This is a genomic window from Chloroflexota bacterium (assembly GCA_026710945.1).
Taxonomy (GTDB): Bacteria; Chloroflexota; UBA11872; order VXOZ01; family VXOZ01; genus VXOZ01.
The window spans coordinates 78,813-95,620 of the sequence record JAPOQA010000027.1 but is presented as its reverse complement, the minus strand read 5'-3'; the positions used below and the strand labels follow the sequence as shown (position 1 = coordinate 95,620).

General features: G+C 58.9%; 8 protein-coding genes. 7 read left to right on the top strand and 1 reads right to left on the bottom strand.

Translation table 11 applies throughout. The features are described from left to right. Nucleotides 1-214 precede the first annotated feature (214 nt). From secA to rpoC, 7 genes are all read left to right on the top strand, one after another. On the top strand, nucleotides 215-2,845 hold the full coding sequence (gene secA / locus OXE05_05265; protein MCY4436727.1) for a preprotein translocase subunit SecA: 2,631 nt from the start codon (nucleotides 215-217) through the stop codon (nucleotides 2,843-2,845). 67 nt (nucleotides 2,846-2,912) lie between these two features. Continuing rightward, nucleotides 2,913-4,370: an Eco57I restriction-modification methylase domain-containing protein gene (locus OXE05_05260; GenBank protein ID MCY4436726.1), complete on the top strand. Its 1,458-nt coding sequence runs from the start codon at nucleotides 2,913-2,915 to the stop codon at nucleotides 4,368-4,370. Further along, on the top strand, nucleotides 4,367-5,320 hold the full coding sequence (locus OXE05_05255; GenBank protein ID MCY4436725.1) for a BsuBI/PstI family type II restriction endonuclease: 954 nt from the start codon (nucleotides 4,367-4,369) through the stop codon (nucleotides 5,318-5,320). The genes OXE05_05260 and OXE05_05255 overlap by 4 nt, the downstream gene beginning before the upstream one ends. Before the next feature lie 84 nt (nucleotides 5,321-5,404). After that, nucleotides 5,405-6,196, top strand: a complete 792-nt coding sequence (locus tag OXE05_05250; protein MCY4436724.1) for an amidohydrolase family protein — start codon at nucleotides 5,405-5,407, stop codon at nucleotides 6,194-6,196. Then, a complete protein-coding gene (locus OXE05_05245; GenBank protein ID MCY4436723.1) occupies nucleotides 6,193-7,782 on the top strand; it encodes an NAD(P)/FAD-dependent oxidoreductase in 1,590 nt (529 codons plus the stop codon). The genes OXE05_05250 and OXE05_05245 overlap by 4 nt, the downstream gene beginning before the upstream one ends. A 221-nt stretch (nucleotides 7,783-8,003) precedes the next feature. Next, complete coding sequence (locus OXE05_05240; protein MCY4436722.1) at nucleotides 8,004-11,528, top strand: DNA-directed RNA polymerase subunit beta; 3,525 nt, start codon at nucleotides 8,004-8,006, stop codon at nucleotides 11,526-11,528. Between the two features lie 90 nt (nucleotides 11,529-11,618). Then, the gene (gene rpoC / locus OXE05_05235; GenBank protein ID MCY4436721.1) at nucleotides 11,619-16,178 is read left to right on the top strand and encodes a DNA-directed RNA polymerase subunit beta'; all 4,560 of its coding nucleotides are present in this window, start codon (nucleotides 11,619-11,621) and stop codon (nucleotides 16,176-16,178) included. A 139-nt stretch (nucleotides 16,179-16,317) separates the two neighbouring features. On the opposite strand, the gene dtd is transcribed toward rpoC, so the two are convergent. Beyond that, on the bottom strand, nucleotides 16,318-16,785 hold the full coding sequence (gene dtd / locus OXE05_05230) for a D-aminoacyl-tRNA deacylase (GenBank protein MCY4436720.1): 468 nt from the start codon (nucleotides 16,783-16,785) through the stop codon (nucleotides 16,318-16,320). Nucleotides 16,786-16,808 lie beyond the last annotated feature (23 nt).

Sequence of the window (16,808 nt, the reverse complement as noted above, 5' to 3'; positions counted from 1 at the left end):
ACGCTACGCATTGGCAGCGCGGCAATTGCCTCTCTCCCGATCGTCCCACCTGGCTTCTCATTGAGGTCGTTCCTCGCTGGTGCTTGGAACCACGTAGCCACTGGGGTGACGTGCAGGTTCATTGACTTCACTCAATTGCGCCACGTAGACTGGAAGCAGGTCAAAGAATCCAAAGTCCCACCACTCCTAACCTCACGCTGCCGAGAGATTGGCTATGTTTGGCGTAATCCAACGCTTCTTCGATCACTCCGAACGTGAAGTCTCCCGTCAGCGGCCGGTCGTCGAGGAAATCGCCGCGCTCGAAGCCGAGTTTGAGGCACTATCCACTGCCGAGCTGGCTGACAAGACTACCGCGTTTCGTGGGCGCCTTCAAGCTGGCGAAACGCTGGATTCCCTCCTGCCCGAAGCGTTTGCTGCCGTGCGAGAGGCGATCAAACGCATTATCGGTCACCGCCTCTTCGACGTGCAGATGCACGGCGGCATTGTGCTCCATAACGGCCAAATTGCCGAAATGAAGACCGGCGAGGGCAAGACCTATGTCGCCGCGCTAAGCGCATATCTCAATGCGCTCGCCGGAAAGGGCGTTCACGTTGTGACCGTGAACGACTATCTCTCCCGCCGCGACACCGAGTGGCTGGGGCCGGCCTATCACGCCCTCGGCCTGAGCGTGGCCTGCTTGAACAACGACACAGCGTACATCTTCTCTCCTAAAGAAGAGGAACGCGAATCACATCACGGCAGCGGTGAGGAATTGCGGCCGGTAGCACGCAAGGAGGCGTACGCCTCCGATATCACGTACGGCACGAATAACGAATACGGATTCGATTATCTGCGTGACAATATGGTGCTCGATCTCGACGAAATGGTGCAGGGCGAGCACAACTACGCCATCGTTGACGAGGTAGACAACATTCTCATTGACGAAGCGCGCACGCCGCTTATCATTTCGGGCCAGGCTGATGCCCCCGGCGAGACGTTCGGCGACTTTACGCGACTCGTGCCTCGGCTGCGTGAGGACCAGGACTACACCATAGACCACAAGCTGCGGGCGGTGAGCATCACCGAAGTAGGCATCGGCAAGATGGAGAAGTGGCTGGGGGTCGGCAACCTCTATGAGGAAGGCGCTTTCGAGCTGGTTCATTACATGGAGCAAGCATTGCGTGCCCAGGCGCTGTACCAGCGCGGTCGCGACTATGTGCTCATGAAAGAAGGCCGCGTGATCGAGCACCACGATCCCAACGCCGAAGTGGTGATCGTCGATGAATTCACCGGCCGGCTCATGACCGGACGCCGTTACAGCGAAGGCTTGCACCAGGCGATCGAGGCCAAAGAGGGTGTAAAGATCCAGCGCGAGAGCAAGACGCTGGCGACTATCACCTTTCAAAACTACTTTCGTATGTACGGCAAACTGGCCGGCATGACCGGTACGGCGGCGACGGAAGCGGACGAATTCCGCAAGATCTACGCATTGGACGTCGTGGAGGTTCCCACCAACATGCCGATGGTGCGTCAGGATGAGCCCGATTTCGTCTATCGCACCGAGCAGGGAAAGTTCAACGCCGTCGCAGACACCATCGAGGAGTGGCACAAGAAGGGCGCGCCGGTGCTCGCCGGAACAACCTCCATCGAAACATCCGAATCCCTGGGCATGCTGCTCAAGCGGCGCGGCGTACCGCATCAAGTGCTGAACGCGAAATTTCACGAACAAGAGGCACAGATAGTCGCCCAAGCCGGCAGGAAGGGCGCGGTTACTATCGCCACAAATATGGCCGGACGCGGCACCGACATTGTGCTTGGCGGCAATCCCCCCGATCCCAATGAGGCGGAGGCCGTTCGTGAAGCCAGCGGTCTCCACGTCATCGGCACTGAGCGGCACGAGTCCAGACGCATCGATAACCAATTGCGCGGTCGCTCCGGCCGCCAAGGCGATCTCGGCTATTCACGCTTCTACGTCTCCCTCGAGGACGAGCTGCTCAAGCGCGCCGGCAGCGACCGGATATCCGGCATCATGGACCGCCTCGGCATGGACGACGACATGCCAATTGAGCACAACCTCATCAGCAAAGCGCTGGAACAAGCCCAGACTAAGATCGAAGCCTACAACTTCGACCTGCGTAAACACACGGTCGAATACGACGACGTGCTCAATACGCAGCGCAACACCATCTACGGCGAACGCCGCAAGGTGCTGGAACTGGAACAGATTACCGAGCAAATTCAAGGTATGGTCCACGATGAGATCACGCAGATGGTCACTGGACATACCGCCGGGCCCCAAGAGGATTGGGACGTCGAAGCATTGGTAGAAGCCTGCCGCCAGCTCGTCAATCAGCCCACCTCGCCACCCGCTGACGATTTGGCGGGACTTACCCCCGAGGGGATTACCGACCGTTTCACCGGCTGGGCGGATGAGGTCTACGCGGAGAGAACAGCAGCCATGAGCCCGGAGCTTATGCACCGGGTCGAGCGCTGGGTGCTGCTGCGGACGATCGACGCGCTCTGGACAGAGCATCTGACGGGGATGGAAGACTTGCGGACCGGCATTGGCTTGCGCGCCGTGGGCCAGCGCAATCCGCTCTCCGAATACAAGGCGGAAGCCTACCGCATGTTCCAGGAACTCACGGGGCACATCCAGCGACAGACCGCCCAGATGATCTACCGCGTCCAAGCCGCGCCGGAACCCCAACCGCAGCGGGCCGAAGCGATGGTCACCAACCGTGCGGAGGAGCGCCCCAGCCGGCCGCAGGCGCGCTCACGCCAGAAGCAGGGCGGCCGCAAGCTCGGACGCAACGCGCCCTGTTGGTGCGGCAGCGGCAAGAAGTACAAACGCTGCCACGGGCGCTGAGCGTGAGCCGAAATTGTCAGGCAAAGGACACGCATCGTTTTCAGATGCTGACCAATTGAGGCTGAGCATGCTAAAGGCCGCCCCTGTTTCCCAAAGAAAATCGCAACTTGGGCAGTACTTTACACCTCCCGAGATTGCCGAATTCATGGCAAACCTATTTGCTCAAAGAGTGGATACTCAATGTCGTCTGCTTGACGCAGGCGCCGGAATTGGCGCGCTCTCGGCGGCCTTTCTTGAAAGATGCGTTTCCAGGGAACTCCACTTTAGCAGCGTTGAAATCGATGCTTTTGAGATCGATGAACAACTGCACCCATCACTGGCACAGGCATTCGAGAAATATCGGCACCATCCAGCAGTTAGCACGAAAATCCGAAGCGCCGACTTTATACACACTGCTGCTGATTGGATCTCAGGAAGTTTCTTTGCTGAAGAATTGCCAAAGTACACGCACGCCATTCTGAACCCTCCATACAGAAAGATCCGCAGCAATTCAGAACATCGGGCAGCATTAAGGCGGGCTGGCATTGAGACAGTCAATCTTTATGCTGCTTTCTTGGCATTAGCATTGGCATTGCTCGATGAACACGGGCAACTTGCCGCAATCATTCCGCGCAGCTTCTGCAATGGACCGTATTACCGGAACTTCCGAAATTTCATTTTGGAGCGAGCGGCAATCCGCCACATGCACTTATTCAAGTCGCGCAGCAAGGCGTTCAAAGATGACGACGTGCTACAGGAGAACATTATCGTCCTGCTGGAACGCGGCGGCCAGCAGGGACCGATTAGAGTTTCCAACTCGACCGACTCTACTTTCACCGACCTTTCTACCCATGAGCATCCATTTGACCGGATAGTCTTCACAGATGATTTAGAGCGGTTTATCCACGTGCCCACCTCACCCGACAGGAGCTTGGTTGAGTTGTCCCCGAGCATTCGGCACTCGCTCTCCGACCTTAGGGTCGATGTTTCCACGGGGCCAGTCGTCGACTTCAGGGTTAGAGCACATCTATGCCATATGCCCAGAGCAGGAACCGCTCCACTGCTGTATCCCGGCCATTGTAGAGATGGCAGGACTACATGGCCCCTAGCCGGGGCGAAGAAACCCAATGCCATCCAATACAATGAGCACACTAGGAAGTGGCTTTATCCGAATGGCTTTTACTGCTTGGTGCGCCGCTTCTCGTCGAAGGAGGAAAAGCGGCGGATCGTGGCTAGTGTTGTCGACCCTGCCGTATTCGCCGACGCTTCCCTTCTAGGCTTCGAGAACCACCTGAATGTTTTCCACGAGAACAAGCGCGGCCTGCCTGAGGCGCTCGCCTATGGGTTGACCGTGTTCCTCAACACGACCGCTGTCGATGAGTATTTTCGGCGCTTCAATGGTCACACACAGGTCAATGCTACCGATCTCAAGCTGCTGAAGTATCCCCACCGCGATACGTTGCTCGAGCTTGGCAAATGGGCTATGCAGCAAGAAGAACTCCCGCAGCCGATGATCGACGAAAAGGTGAGAAACTTGGACGCATGACGGACAAGACCGACCACCTAGAGGCTGCGCAGCAGATACTTGTCTCGCTTGGGCTGCCCCGCGCGCAACAGAACGAGCGCTCGGCGCTTTGCTTGCTGGCACTCTTGAACCTCACACCCAGCAAGTCGTGGGCCAAAGCTGAGGCCCCGCTAATAGGCATCACGCCTATCATGGATTGGGCGCGGGAGCATTACGCTAAGGACTACGCGCCCAACACCCGTGAAACAGTGCGTCGGCAAACTATGCATCAATTTGTCGATGCTGGAATAACGCTTTACAACCCGGACGATTCTGATAGACCAGTAAACAGCCCAAAAGCTGTCTACCAAATTGAACCCACCACCCTGGCTCTGCTTCGCAGTTACGAGTCAACGGCGTGGCGAGACAATCTCATTGCTTACTTAGCCGAACGCGAAACCCTAGTTACCCGATATGCGAGAGAACGTGAACAGAACAGAATTCCAGTGCAGACCGCGCCGGGTACGAGCATCAGGCTCAGTTCTGGTGAGCACAGTGAACTGATTAGGGCAATCATCGAGGACTTTGCGTCGCGCTTCGCGCCCGGCAGTGTGCTGGTCTATGCTGGAGATACTGGTGATAAGTGGAGCTACCTCGATGAAGCGCTGCTGACCGAGATCGGCGTCACGGTAGACACCCATGGCAAGATGCCAGACGTGGTGCTGCACTATAGCGAGAAGAAGTGGCTACTGTTGGTGGAAGCAGTAACCAGTCATGGGCCAGTTGACGGGAAGCGGCACACCGAATTGACCAGCTTGTTTTCAGGAGCAAGAGCAGGATTAGTCTACGTAACGGCATTTCCCAACCGTTCCGTCATGGCTCGCTATCTTCCCGACATCGCTTGGGAGACCGAGGTGTGGGTTGCCGACTCACCCTCACATCTGATCCACTTCGACGGCGAACGGTTTCTTGGCCCGTATAGTGCGCCCTAACAAGTCCCTACTCCTGAGGCATCACACTTCTGCGCACTCTGTCTCTTGGGGTTGTGCACGGAAGGCGAATACGGAGACTTGCTCGTGAAAATCGACGCCCATTGCTATCTCGGACACAACCCCATCTGGGAAGTCCAGGGCATGCCCGCCACCATGCAGGGCCCAGACATGATCGCCTACATGGACCGGGGCGAAGTGGACCGGGCGCTCTGTGCGCCTCCCGGTGTGGGCGCTGCCGATCACTTTGCCGCCGACCACGAGCGCATCGCACAAGCCATCGCCACCTATCCGGACCGCATCTATGGCTTTGTGCGGGTAAACCCCCCGCGCGGCCCACAAGCCATCGACGAAATGCACTACTGGGTGCGCGAGCGTGGCTTTCATGCTGTCAAGTTGAACACCATCGACGCCTCCACCTACGGCGCAGGTTGCTATTCCCTCGCCGACCGCGCCCTGCTGGAGCCGGTCTTGGAAGCCATCGCGGCGCTCCGCGTGCCGGTCATGATACATACCGGCGAGGAGCACGGCCACACCTGCACGCCGGCGCTGGTCGCCGATTTAGCCTTGGATTTTCCCGGCATCACCTTCATCATCGCCCACGCGGGCGTCCCGGGGTTCGTGCCCGAGGTTATTCCCTTCATGCGGAGGGCCGAAAACACGGTCGTAGACCTCGCTGGCGTGCTGCGTCCTATCTTTATACAAAATCTCGTTGACGGCGTCGGGGCCGAACGCGTGCTGAATGCTACCAACGCCCCGCACATGCCCATCGAGTTTGGGCCCCAGCTCATCCAACACCACTGCCGCAAGCTCACTGCCGCCCAGCAAGAGGCCGTACTCTACCGAAATGCCCTCCGCGTTTTCGCAATTGACGCATGACGAATTCCACATACGACGCCATCATCATCGGGGCGGGCCATAACGGACTCGTTACAGCCGGCTACCTGGCGCGCGCCGGCTGGAAGGTGCTGGTGCTGGAGCGCCGGCCCATCGTCGGCGGCGCGTGCGTGACCGAAGAGGTCTTTCCCGGCTACCGCGTTTCCACGTGTTCCTACCTGGTAAGCCTGCTCCAGGAGAAGGTGGTGCGGGAACTTGAACTGCCGCGCTACGGTTACATGACATTTCCCAAAGACCCGGCGTATTTCGCTCCTTACCCCGACGGCGGCCACCTCTTAATGTACCGTGACATGGCGCGCACCAGTCAGGAGATCGCCAAATTCTCGGCTCGAGACGCGGAACGCTATCCCGACTATGAAAGGTACATCGAAGGTGTCGCGAAACTCATCGAACCGCTCTTCTTGCAGCCGCCGCCACAGTTTCCGCCCCAGCGGCTGAGCGACTGGCTTGAGCCGCTGCGCGCGGGACGCACGCTCCTCGGTCTCTCCAACACGCAATTGGCTGACGCGGTCAAGCTCATGACGCGGAGCGTGCAATCCATCCTGGACGAATGGTTTGAGTCGGATGCTTTGAAAGTAGCTCTTGCCACTGATGGTGTGATCGGCACAAACGGCGGCCCGCGCACTCCCGGCACTGCCTACGTGCTCCTGCACCACGTAATGGGCGGTGTCGGCGGGGTGCGCGGTCTATGGGGATTTGTGGAGGGCGGCATGGGCGCCATCACCCAAGCCCTGGCAGCCTCGGCCCAAGCCCACGGCGCGGTGATACGCACGGACGCGCCGGTCGTGCAAGTGGTTACACGTGGCGACGCAGCCACGGGCGTGGTGCTGGTAGATGGCGCCGAATACCACGCCAACGTCGTTGTCTCGAATGCCGACCCCAAGCGCACGTTCCTGCATCTCGTGGAGCGCAGCTCCCTGCCGGAAGACTTCATTTCGCAAATCGAGTCGTACCAATGTGAAGGGTCGTCGTTCAAGCTCAATCTCGCTTTGGGCGAGTTGCCGGACTACACGGCCTTACCCGGCACGACTCTCGGACCGCAGCACCGGGGCACTACCCACATTTGTCCAAGCATGGAGTATTTGGAACGCGCCTGGGATGATGCCAAGTACGGCAAACCCTCCGAGCAACCCCTGCTGGAGATCACCATCCCCACAGCCTATGACTCTTCCCTCGCACCCGCGGGAAAACACGTCATGGGCATATTTGTGCAGTACGCGCCCTACCGGCTCAAGGAGAATACGTGGCCGGAAGAGAGAGAGCGCTTTGTGCAGCGCATCATTGATACCCTCGCCGCCTATGCTCCCAATTTGCCCCAAGCCATTGAGCACGTGCACGCCCTCTCCCCCCTGGACTTGGAGCAAGAATACGGCCTTACCGGAGGCAACATCTTCCACGGGGAACTGAGCCTCGATCAGCTCTTCTTCATGCGTCCAGCATTGGGCTGGGCGCGTTACGCCACGCCGGTGCGAAACCTCTATCTCTGCGGCTCCGGCGCCCATCCCGGCGGCGGTGTAACCGGCGCCCCCGGCCACAACGCCGCGATGGCGATACTCAAAGAGAGCTGATGCAAGGCGACGGCGTACGTGGGGTGAGAAACGCCCCACCGAACCTCGCGCTGCGCGTTGTTGTGGGCAAGATCACAAGGACTCGTAAGGGGGCTTTCACCCTCGGCGCGCTGCAAGCTAATGGTTGTCCCCGCAGGTGCAAGCTGCTATCATGAAAGTAGTGTACCTTGGCGCAATAGTCGCTTTGGACAGTATCTAAGTGGCGAGAGAGGATAGTTACTATGGCCATGAGCGGTAAAGCATTGCAGCAACACAACTATGGCAAGTTGCCGGAGATATTACCGCTACCCGACCTCATCGAACTGCAAATGCGGTCCTTCCGCTGGTTCCAAACTAATGGGCTACGAGAGGTATTTGCTGAGATTTCGCCCATCGAGGACTTTACGGGAAAGAATTTTGAACTCAGCTTCGAAGTGCCGGAAAACCCATTTGACCGGCCGCCTTACGACGAAAACGAATGCCGCAAACGTGACCTAACCTACCAATCGCCCCTTCGTGTACGAGCAAAACTGCTTATCAAGCAGACCGGCGAAATCAAAGAGATGACGGTCTTCATGGGCGACTTTCCGCTCATGAGCAGTTCCGGCACGTTTATCTATAACGGTACGGAACGCGTGGTCGTGAGCCAATTGGTGCGCTCGCCAGGGGTGTATTATACTCGCAGGGAAGACCCTTCCGGCAGCCGCTATCTCTATAGCGCCAAGCTCATCCCCAATCGCGGGGCGTGGCTGGAATTCGAAACCAGCGCCAAGGACATATTGACCGTCAAGGTGGATAAACGCCGCACCATTCCCGTGACGGCACTCCTGCGCGCCGTCGGTTACGGCTCCGATTCTGAACTCTACGACCTCTTCCGTGACATCGATACAAACCCCGATCACCCCTACATTGCCACCACCATCGGCGGGCAAGACGGTGCCCAGCGGCGTGATCCCTCCAACTCGCACGAGAGTGGCTTGCGGGAGGTATACAAGCGCATCCGACCCGGCGATCCGGTCACGCTGGACAATGCCAAGAATCTTATCGAGTCCACGTTCTTCAACGGGCGTCGGTACGACCTGGGCCGCGTCGGGCGCTACAAGCTCAACAAGCGTTTGCAAATGCCCACGCCGCCGGAAGTACGCACGCTCACACCTGAAGACCTTGTGTATATCGTCCGCAGGCTCATCGAACTCGACAACTCGCAGAATCCCCCGGACGACATCGACCACCTGGGGAACCGACGCGTGCGGGCGGTCGGCGAACTCCTGCAGAACCAGTTTCGCATCGGCCTGCTCCGCATGGAACGCGTCATTAAAGAACGCATGACGCTGCAAGACCCGGCGACCGTAACGCCGGCAGCCCTCATCAACACGCGACCGGTGGTTGCCGCCGTGCGCGAGTTCTTTGGCGGCAGCCAGCTCTCGCAATTTATGGACCAGACCAACCCCCTCTCAGAGTTGGGGCATAAGCGCCGCCTCTCTGCCATGGGACCGGGCGGCCTTTCCCGCGATCGTGCAGGCTTTGACGTGCGCGACGTGCACCACTCGCACTACGGACGCATTTGCCCGATCGAGACGCCGGAAGGTCCGAACATCGGCCTCATCGGCAGCCTCGCCAGCTATGGACGCGTCAACGATTACGGCTTCATAGAAACGCCCTATCGGCAAGTCATAAAGTCACTCACGCTCAAGGGCGATGGCGCGGACCTCATCGGCCACACAGTGACCGCAGACATTAAAAGTGGCGACACCGTTGTCATCCCATCCGGCACGGTACTAACCGACAACGACATAGCCGCCCTTAAGGAAGCCAATCTCGTGGGGACGGAGCTACCTCTGCGTCCCTTTGCCAGCATGAACGTTGACGGTGTTACGTATCTCTCTGCAGACGAGGAGGACCTGTACAACGTCTCCCAGGCAAATGCCCGGATTAACGAAGTTGGCGAGTTTGTAGAAGATCGGGTTGCCTGCCGGGCCGGCGGGCAATTCCTGCAGGAAGTTCCCGATCGCATAGATTTCATGGACGTCTCGCCGAAACAGATTGTCAGCGTACCTACGTCGCTCATTCCTTTCCTGGAGCACGACGATGCGAACCGGGCATTGATGGGCGCCAACATGCAACGGCAGGCGGTACCGCTTCTCACGCCGGAAGCGCCCCTCGTGGCCACCGGAATGGAGTGGAAAGCTGCGGAAGATTCGGGACAGGTTCTTTGCGCTGCCGTTGACGGCATTGTCAGCGGCGCTACGGCACGCGAACTTCGCTTGCTGGGCGACGACGGCGAGGAGCACGTCTATCCCCTGAAGAAATTCGAGCGCACAAACGCAGCCACCTGCTTCAATCAGCGCGCCATCGTGCGCAAAGGCGAGCGCGTGGTGGCGGGCCAGCCGCTGGCGGATAGTTCCTCGACAGACAACGGGCAACTTGCCCTAGGACAAAACGTCCTGTGCGCTTTCATGTTCTGGGAAGGCGGCAACTATGAAGACGCCATCATCATCAGCGATCGCGTGGTGCAGGAGGACCTCTTCACGTCCGTCCATGTTGAAAAGTATGAGTGCGAGGCCCGCGTAACCAAACTCGGGGACGAAGAGATTACGCGGGACATACCGAACGTTGCCGAAGAGGCTTTGCGGAACTTGGACGAATTCGGGATCGTTTATGTCGGAGCGGAAGTTCATCCCGACGACATCTTAGTAGGAAAAGTCACCCCGAAAGGCGAGACTGACCTTACGGGTGAAGATCGACTCCTGCGTGCCATCTTTGGCAAGGACGCCCGCGACGTCAAGGATACATCCAAGCGTATGCCGGCCGGCGAGCATGGCAAGGTTGTCGCCGTAGATATAATCGTTGGAAAAGGGTCAAGTACCAATTATGGGGAGATGCTGCAACGGGCAAAAGATGACAATTTGCGGTTGATTTCTGAGGCAGATTTGTCCAACGGCGTGAATGAGATGGTCCGGGTTTCTGTGGCCTCCAAGCGCAAGCTTATGGCAGGAGACAAGATGGCAGGGCGCCACGGCAACAAAGGCGTGGTTGCGCGCATCATGCCCGTGGAAGACATGCCGCATCTGGCCGACGGCACGCCGGTGGATATCGTTCTCAGCCCGCTTGGCGCTCCTTCCCGCATGAACCTCGGTCAAATCCTCGAAGCACATTTGGGGTGGGCCGCACACGAACTGGGTTACCAGGCAGTCGTGCCGGTTTTCGACAGCGCAGGCGAGGCCGAGATCGAGAGCGCACTGGAGTCTGCGAATCTGCCCAGGAGCGGCAAGGCAGTCCTTTACGACGGCCGCTCCGGCGAGGCCTTCGACCAGGAAATTACGGTGGGTTGGGTATACATGTTAAAACTCGCTCATCTTGTCGAAAACAAAGTGCACGCCCGCTCCACCGGCCCCTATTCCTTGATTACGCAACAGCCCTTAGGCGGCAAAGCGCAGTTTGGCGGCCAGCGGTTTGGCGAGATGGAGGTGTGGGCATTGGAAGCCTATGGCGCCGCCTACACATTGCAAGAGATGCTTACGGTCAAGTCCGATGACGTGCATGGCCGTGTTAAAACGTATGAAGCAATCGTAAAAGGGGAGGAAGTCCTCCAGCCCGGCATACCGGAGTCTTTCAAAGTTCTTGTCAAAGAATTGCAAAGTCTGGCTCTGGCGGTGGAGGTTCTCAACGAGAACGAAGAGGAAATCCGCTTCCCCGAAGAAGGCGACACGGATGGCCTGCCCGATCTTGGGGGTATCAACCTGCAAGGTCGCGAGCATCACGAATAGCACAAGTTTGGGACCTGTGTTCGCCAAACGGCAGTCTGCCGCTGCTCGCAAAGCTTTTTCCCAGCACAGTACGAGGAGGCGAATTATTCTATGCTCGATGTCAACGAGTTCAACGCCCTACGCATCGGCCTAGCGTCACCGGAGCAAATCCTTAGCTGGTCCTACGGCGAAGTTACCAAGCCGGAAACGATCAACTATCGGACCTTGAAGCCGGAGCGCGATGGGCTTTTCTGCGAGAGAATTTTCGGGCCGACGAAAGACTACGAATGCTATTGCGGCAAGTATAAGCGCTACCGCTACAAGGGTATCATTTGCGATAAGTGCGGCGTGGAAGTTGCCCGGTCACGCGTACGCCGGGAGCGGATGGGCCACATCGAGCTTGCTGCCTCAGTGAGCCACATCTGGTACTTCAAGGGCACGCCCAGCCGTCTGGGCCAATTGCTCGACATATCCCCGCGCAACCTCGAGCGCGTCCTCTACTTTGCCGCGTACATCATCAGCAAAGTAGAAGATGAAGCTGTAACAGAAGCGCTCGCCAGCCTTGACGAAGAAGAGAAAGACCGGCGCACACAGCTCGAAGCGCGCACGCAAGAGCGTATCCAGGAAATCGAAGAAAAGTTGGTCACAGACCTGCAGGACCTCGACGACGCTATCTCCAAAGACGACGATCAACTGGATGAGTTGATTGAGCAGGCCACTGTGGCGGAAGAGCATCACGTCACCGAGTTACGCGATCAGCTTGCTGAGTGGCTTGGCGGCGCTGCCGAGTACGATCTCATCGTACCCTGGCAAGAAAATGCCTTTCTTGCGGAAGATGAAGTAATAGAGAAGAAACACCTAAGCAGCTTCGAAAAAGCCAGCGACACGTACATCAACAGTATCGCCGAACGCGTCCAAGCGGAGCAGGAGCAGCTCAAGGCCGCCTTGCCAGAGAGTCAAGCGGCACTGCGCGAAAAAGCGGACGATGAGATTGCCAATGCGCAAGAGCAGATGGAAAAGGAACTCACAGCGCTGCCGGACTTCATGGCGCAGAAAGCCGAAGACCTTAAGCTGTTGCAGCCGCTGCTCATCCTCGATGAGTCTCTCTATCAACGTCTCACTCAGACGTGTGAAGGCATGTTCGAGGCGGCGATGGGCGCTGAAGGGTTGCTGAGCGTGTTGCGCGGCCTCGACCTCGACGCGTTGGCAAGCCATCTGCGGGACGAAGTTCGCTCCACCTCCAGCCAGAAGCGCAAGAAGGCGATCAAGCGGATGCGGATCGTGGAGTCGTTCCGTCGTTCCGGCAACCGCCCGGAATGGATGATCCTCTCCGCGCTTCCCGTGCTCCCACCTGATTTACGGCCCATGGTCCAATTGGACGGCGGACGTTTTGCCACCAGCGATCTCAATGACCTCTATCGTCGCGTAATCAACCGCAATAACCGGTTGAAGAAACTGCTGGACCTCGGCGCACCGGAAATCATCATCCGCAACGAGAAGCGCATGCTCCAAGAAGCGGTTGACGCCCTGGTAGACAATGGACGGCGCGGTCGCGCCGTGGCAGGCTCCACCGGCCACAAGCTGAAGAGCCTCTCCGACTTGCTGCGCGGCAAGCAGGGGCGTTTCCGCCAGAATTTGCTCGGCAAGCGCGTGGACTATTCCGGCCGTTCCGTCATCGTCGTGGGCCCCGATTTGCGCCTGCACCAGTGCGGCCTTCCCAAGCGCATGGCTTTGGAGCTATTCAAGCCGTTCGTCATGCGCACGTTGGTCGATAGCGGCCATGCCGCCACCGTGAAGATGGCAAAGCGCATGGTCGAGCGCGGTGCGTCGGAGGTGTGGGACGCCTTGGAAGAGGTGACCACTAACCATCCCGTGTTGCTCAATCGCGCGCCGACTCTGCACCGTCTGGGCATTCAGGCCTTTGAAGTGGTGCTGGTGGAAGGCAACGCCGTGCAACTGCATCCGCTCGTTTGCCAAGCCTTCAATGCAGACTTCGACGGCGATCAGATGGCAGTGCACGTCCCACTTTCGCGACAAGCGCGTGCCGAAGCCTATGACCTCATGCTCTCGTCGCGCAACTTACTGCTGCCTGCCGACGGCTCACCCGTCGTCAGTCCGACGAAAGACATGGTCTTGGGTTGCTACTATCTCACCAGTGTAGAGACGGAAACCAACGGCAACCTGGAGGCTGCAGACGCCAAGGCCCGCGTCTTCAATGACTTTGACGAAGTCATGCTGGCGCATGACTTGGGAATGGTTGGACTGCGCGAACTCATCAAGATTCGCGCAAATCCCATTGACGTGCCGGATAACATGGAAAATCCTGAAAACCCGTTCCAATACGGCGACCTTTATGACGCCACACCCGGCCAGGTGCTCTTCAACCGGATTTTGCCCCGCGCTCTCCGTTTCCGGCCGGAGTTCATGGATAAGGGCAATTTGAAAGACGTGGTTGATGCGGCCCTGCGCAGGGCCGGTCCGGAGGAAGCAATCCGGCTCGTGGACGACATCAAGGAGATCGGATTCCACTACGCTACGCTCTCCGGTTCTACGATCGCCATGTCGGATATTGAAATGCCGACGGAAAAGCTGGAGATTCTCGCCGACGCCGATAGGCGGGTGGCGCTTATCGAGCAGCAGTACAGCCGCGGGATCATCACCGAACAAGAGCAGCGCGACCTCGTTATTCGCACCTGGAAACAGGCGCAAGACAACGTTACCGACGCTGTAAGAAGGAACCTGAGCGAAGGCGGCAACATTCACATGATGTCGGCCTCCGGCGCAGCCAAGGGCGGCTTCGAGCAGGTGCGGCAGTTGGCGGGCATGCGCGGCTTGATGGCCGATCCGCACGGCAACGTCATTCCACTGCCGGTGCGCTCCAACCTCCGCGAAGGCATGAGCGTGCTGGAGTACTTCATCTCGACCCACGGCGCGCGCAAGGGTCTGGCCGATACGGCCCTGCGCACGGCGGACTCCGGCTACCTGACCCGGCGTCTCATCGACGTCGCGCAGGACGTAATCATACGGGAGGATGACTGCGGCGCCGCCATCGGCATCACGACCCGCGCCCCACAAGACCGTGACGTTGCTGAGTCCCTCGGTGAGCGTGTCAACGGACGTTTCGCCCTGCATCCCATTATCCATCCCGCTACGGGCGAAATTATTGTGGACGCCGGGCAATTTATCGATGACCCAGAAGCCGCGGCGATTGACGAAGCAGGCCTGGATAGCGTGCAAGTTCGCAGTCCCGTGACGTGCCAGGCGCGGGTAGGAGTTTGCGCCAAGTGCTACGGCCGTGACCTCGCCCGCAACGCAGTCGTTGCCGAAGGCGCTGCCGTCGGTATCATCGCTGCCCAGTCCATCGGCGAGCCGGGTACGCAGCTCACTATGCGTACCTTCCACACCGGCGGCGTCGCCACCGAGGACATCACTCGTGGCCTGCCCCGTGTTGAAGAACTCTTCGAGGCGCGCCTGCCGAAAGGTGTCTCCATCATTAGCGACATCGACGGCGAGGTAGCCATCGACCGCGCCGACGTTCAATTGAAGGTCACGGTATCCTCGGTCCAGACGTTTGCCGAACGCATCGCCGTGCCGGACGGGTTCACGTTGCTCGTCTCGGAAGGCGAGGAAGTGGCATACGGCAGCGTGCTCGCCCGCCAAGAGGCAGGAGAGGATGATCCGGCGGCGGACACCTCCGAGGAAGGCGCCGAGATTGTCGAACGCGAAATCTTTGCACATGTTGCCGGTCAGGTTAGTCTCGACGATGGCTTTGTAACCGTAAACTTCGAGGAAACTGAGGAGCGCGAGTACAGCGTCCCGCTTTCCGCGTACCTGCTGGTGAGACCCGGTGACAAGATCAACGCCGGCGACCAATTGACGGAAGGATCGAAGAATCCACAGGACGTCCTTCGCATCCTCGGTCGCGAGGCAGTCCAACGCTATCTCGTGGACGAAGTCCAAAAGGTCTACCGTTCACAAGGCGTCTACATCAACGATAAGCACATCGAAGTTATCGTGCGGCAGATGCTGCGCCGCGTGCGCATTGAACATGCCGGCGATGCCGACTTCCTGCCCGGCGAACTTGTGGACCGCCTCAAATTTGAGGAGGCCAACAAGCGCGTGCTGGCGGAAGGCGGCGAGGCGGTCACCGCCGAACAGATGCTGCTGGGCATTACCAAGTCGAGCCTGCAAACAGACTCCTTCCTGGCCGCAGCGTCATTCCAGGAGACGACGCGCGTCCTCACCGACGCTGCCCTGGAAGGCACGGTGGACCGCTTAGTGAGCCTCAAAGAGAACGTCATCATCGGCAAGCTCATTCCGGCCGGCACCGGCATTCGCGCCCGCGAGGAAGCAGCGGCCTTGCGCAGTCAGCAGGCTGCGGAGCAAGCAGCCGCGGCGCTCTTCTCCGAAGAGGAAGACACCGACGTCGATGAGCAAGAGGCAGTCGCCGCGTCTGCAGCGACGTCAGCCGCTTCGCTGCAGGAGCAAGCCACACGGTTCTTCGAGGGCGGCGATGGTGAGGAACCCGCTACGGAGGCGTCTGCAGAAGCGCCCAGCGGGGATGCACCTCCTGGAGAACCCGCTGTTGAGGCTTCTCTTGAAGCCCCACCGGCTGAGGCATCTGTCGAGGAACCCACCGCAGAGGGCACAGCAGAAGAAACCGCAGAGTAGCGGCACTCTTGCAGCCCGTCGGAAAAGTATGCCGTTAGAATCACAAAGGGCGGACGCGATCACCAGCTTGAAACTCAGGTGATTGTGCCCGCCCCTTGTGACTCTGCGCGCAACGTCCGCCGGTCGCCGGCGCCTTCACCTATGCCTGCCGGCGCGGAATCTCGCGGTCGTCCGAGTCGAGAATGATGGTAACCGGCCCGTCGTTGCTGAGTGATAGCTGCATCATTGCTCCAAACTCACCGCAAGCAACGGGTATTCCCTGGTCTTGCAGACTGCTGACTACCTGCCCGATCAATGGCTCGGCTTCCTCCGGTCGGGCGGACTTGGTAAAGCTCGGCCGGCGGCCCTTGCGGGTCTCGCCATAGAGCGTGAACTGCGAGACAATGAGCACTGCGCCGCCCACCTCCTGCACCGAGAGATTCATCTTGCCGGCTTCATCGCCAAAGATGCGTAAGGTGGCGAGCTTCGTAGCAATATACGTTGCGGCCTCTCCCGTATCGCCAGTCTTCACGGCGATGAGCACGACAAGCCCCTGGCCGATGCTGCCGACAAGTCTTTCTCCAACGTCCACACGCGCTTCACGCACGCGTTGCACCACAGCCAGCATGCAAGTACCCTTTAAGTGAAAAA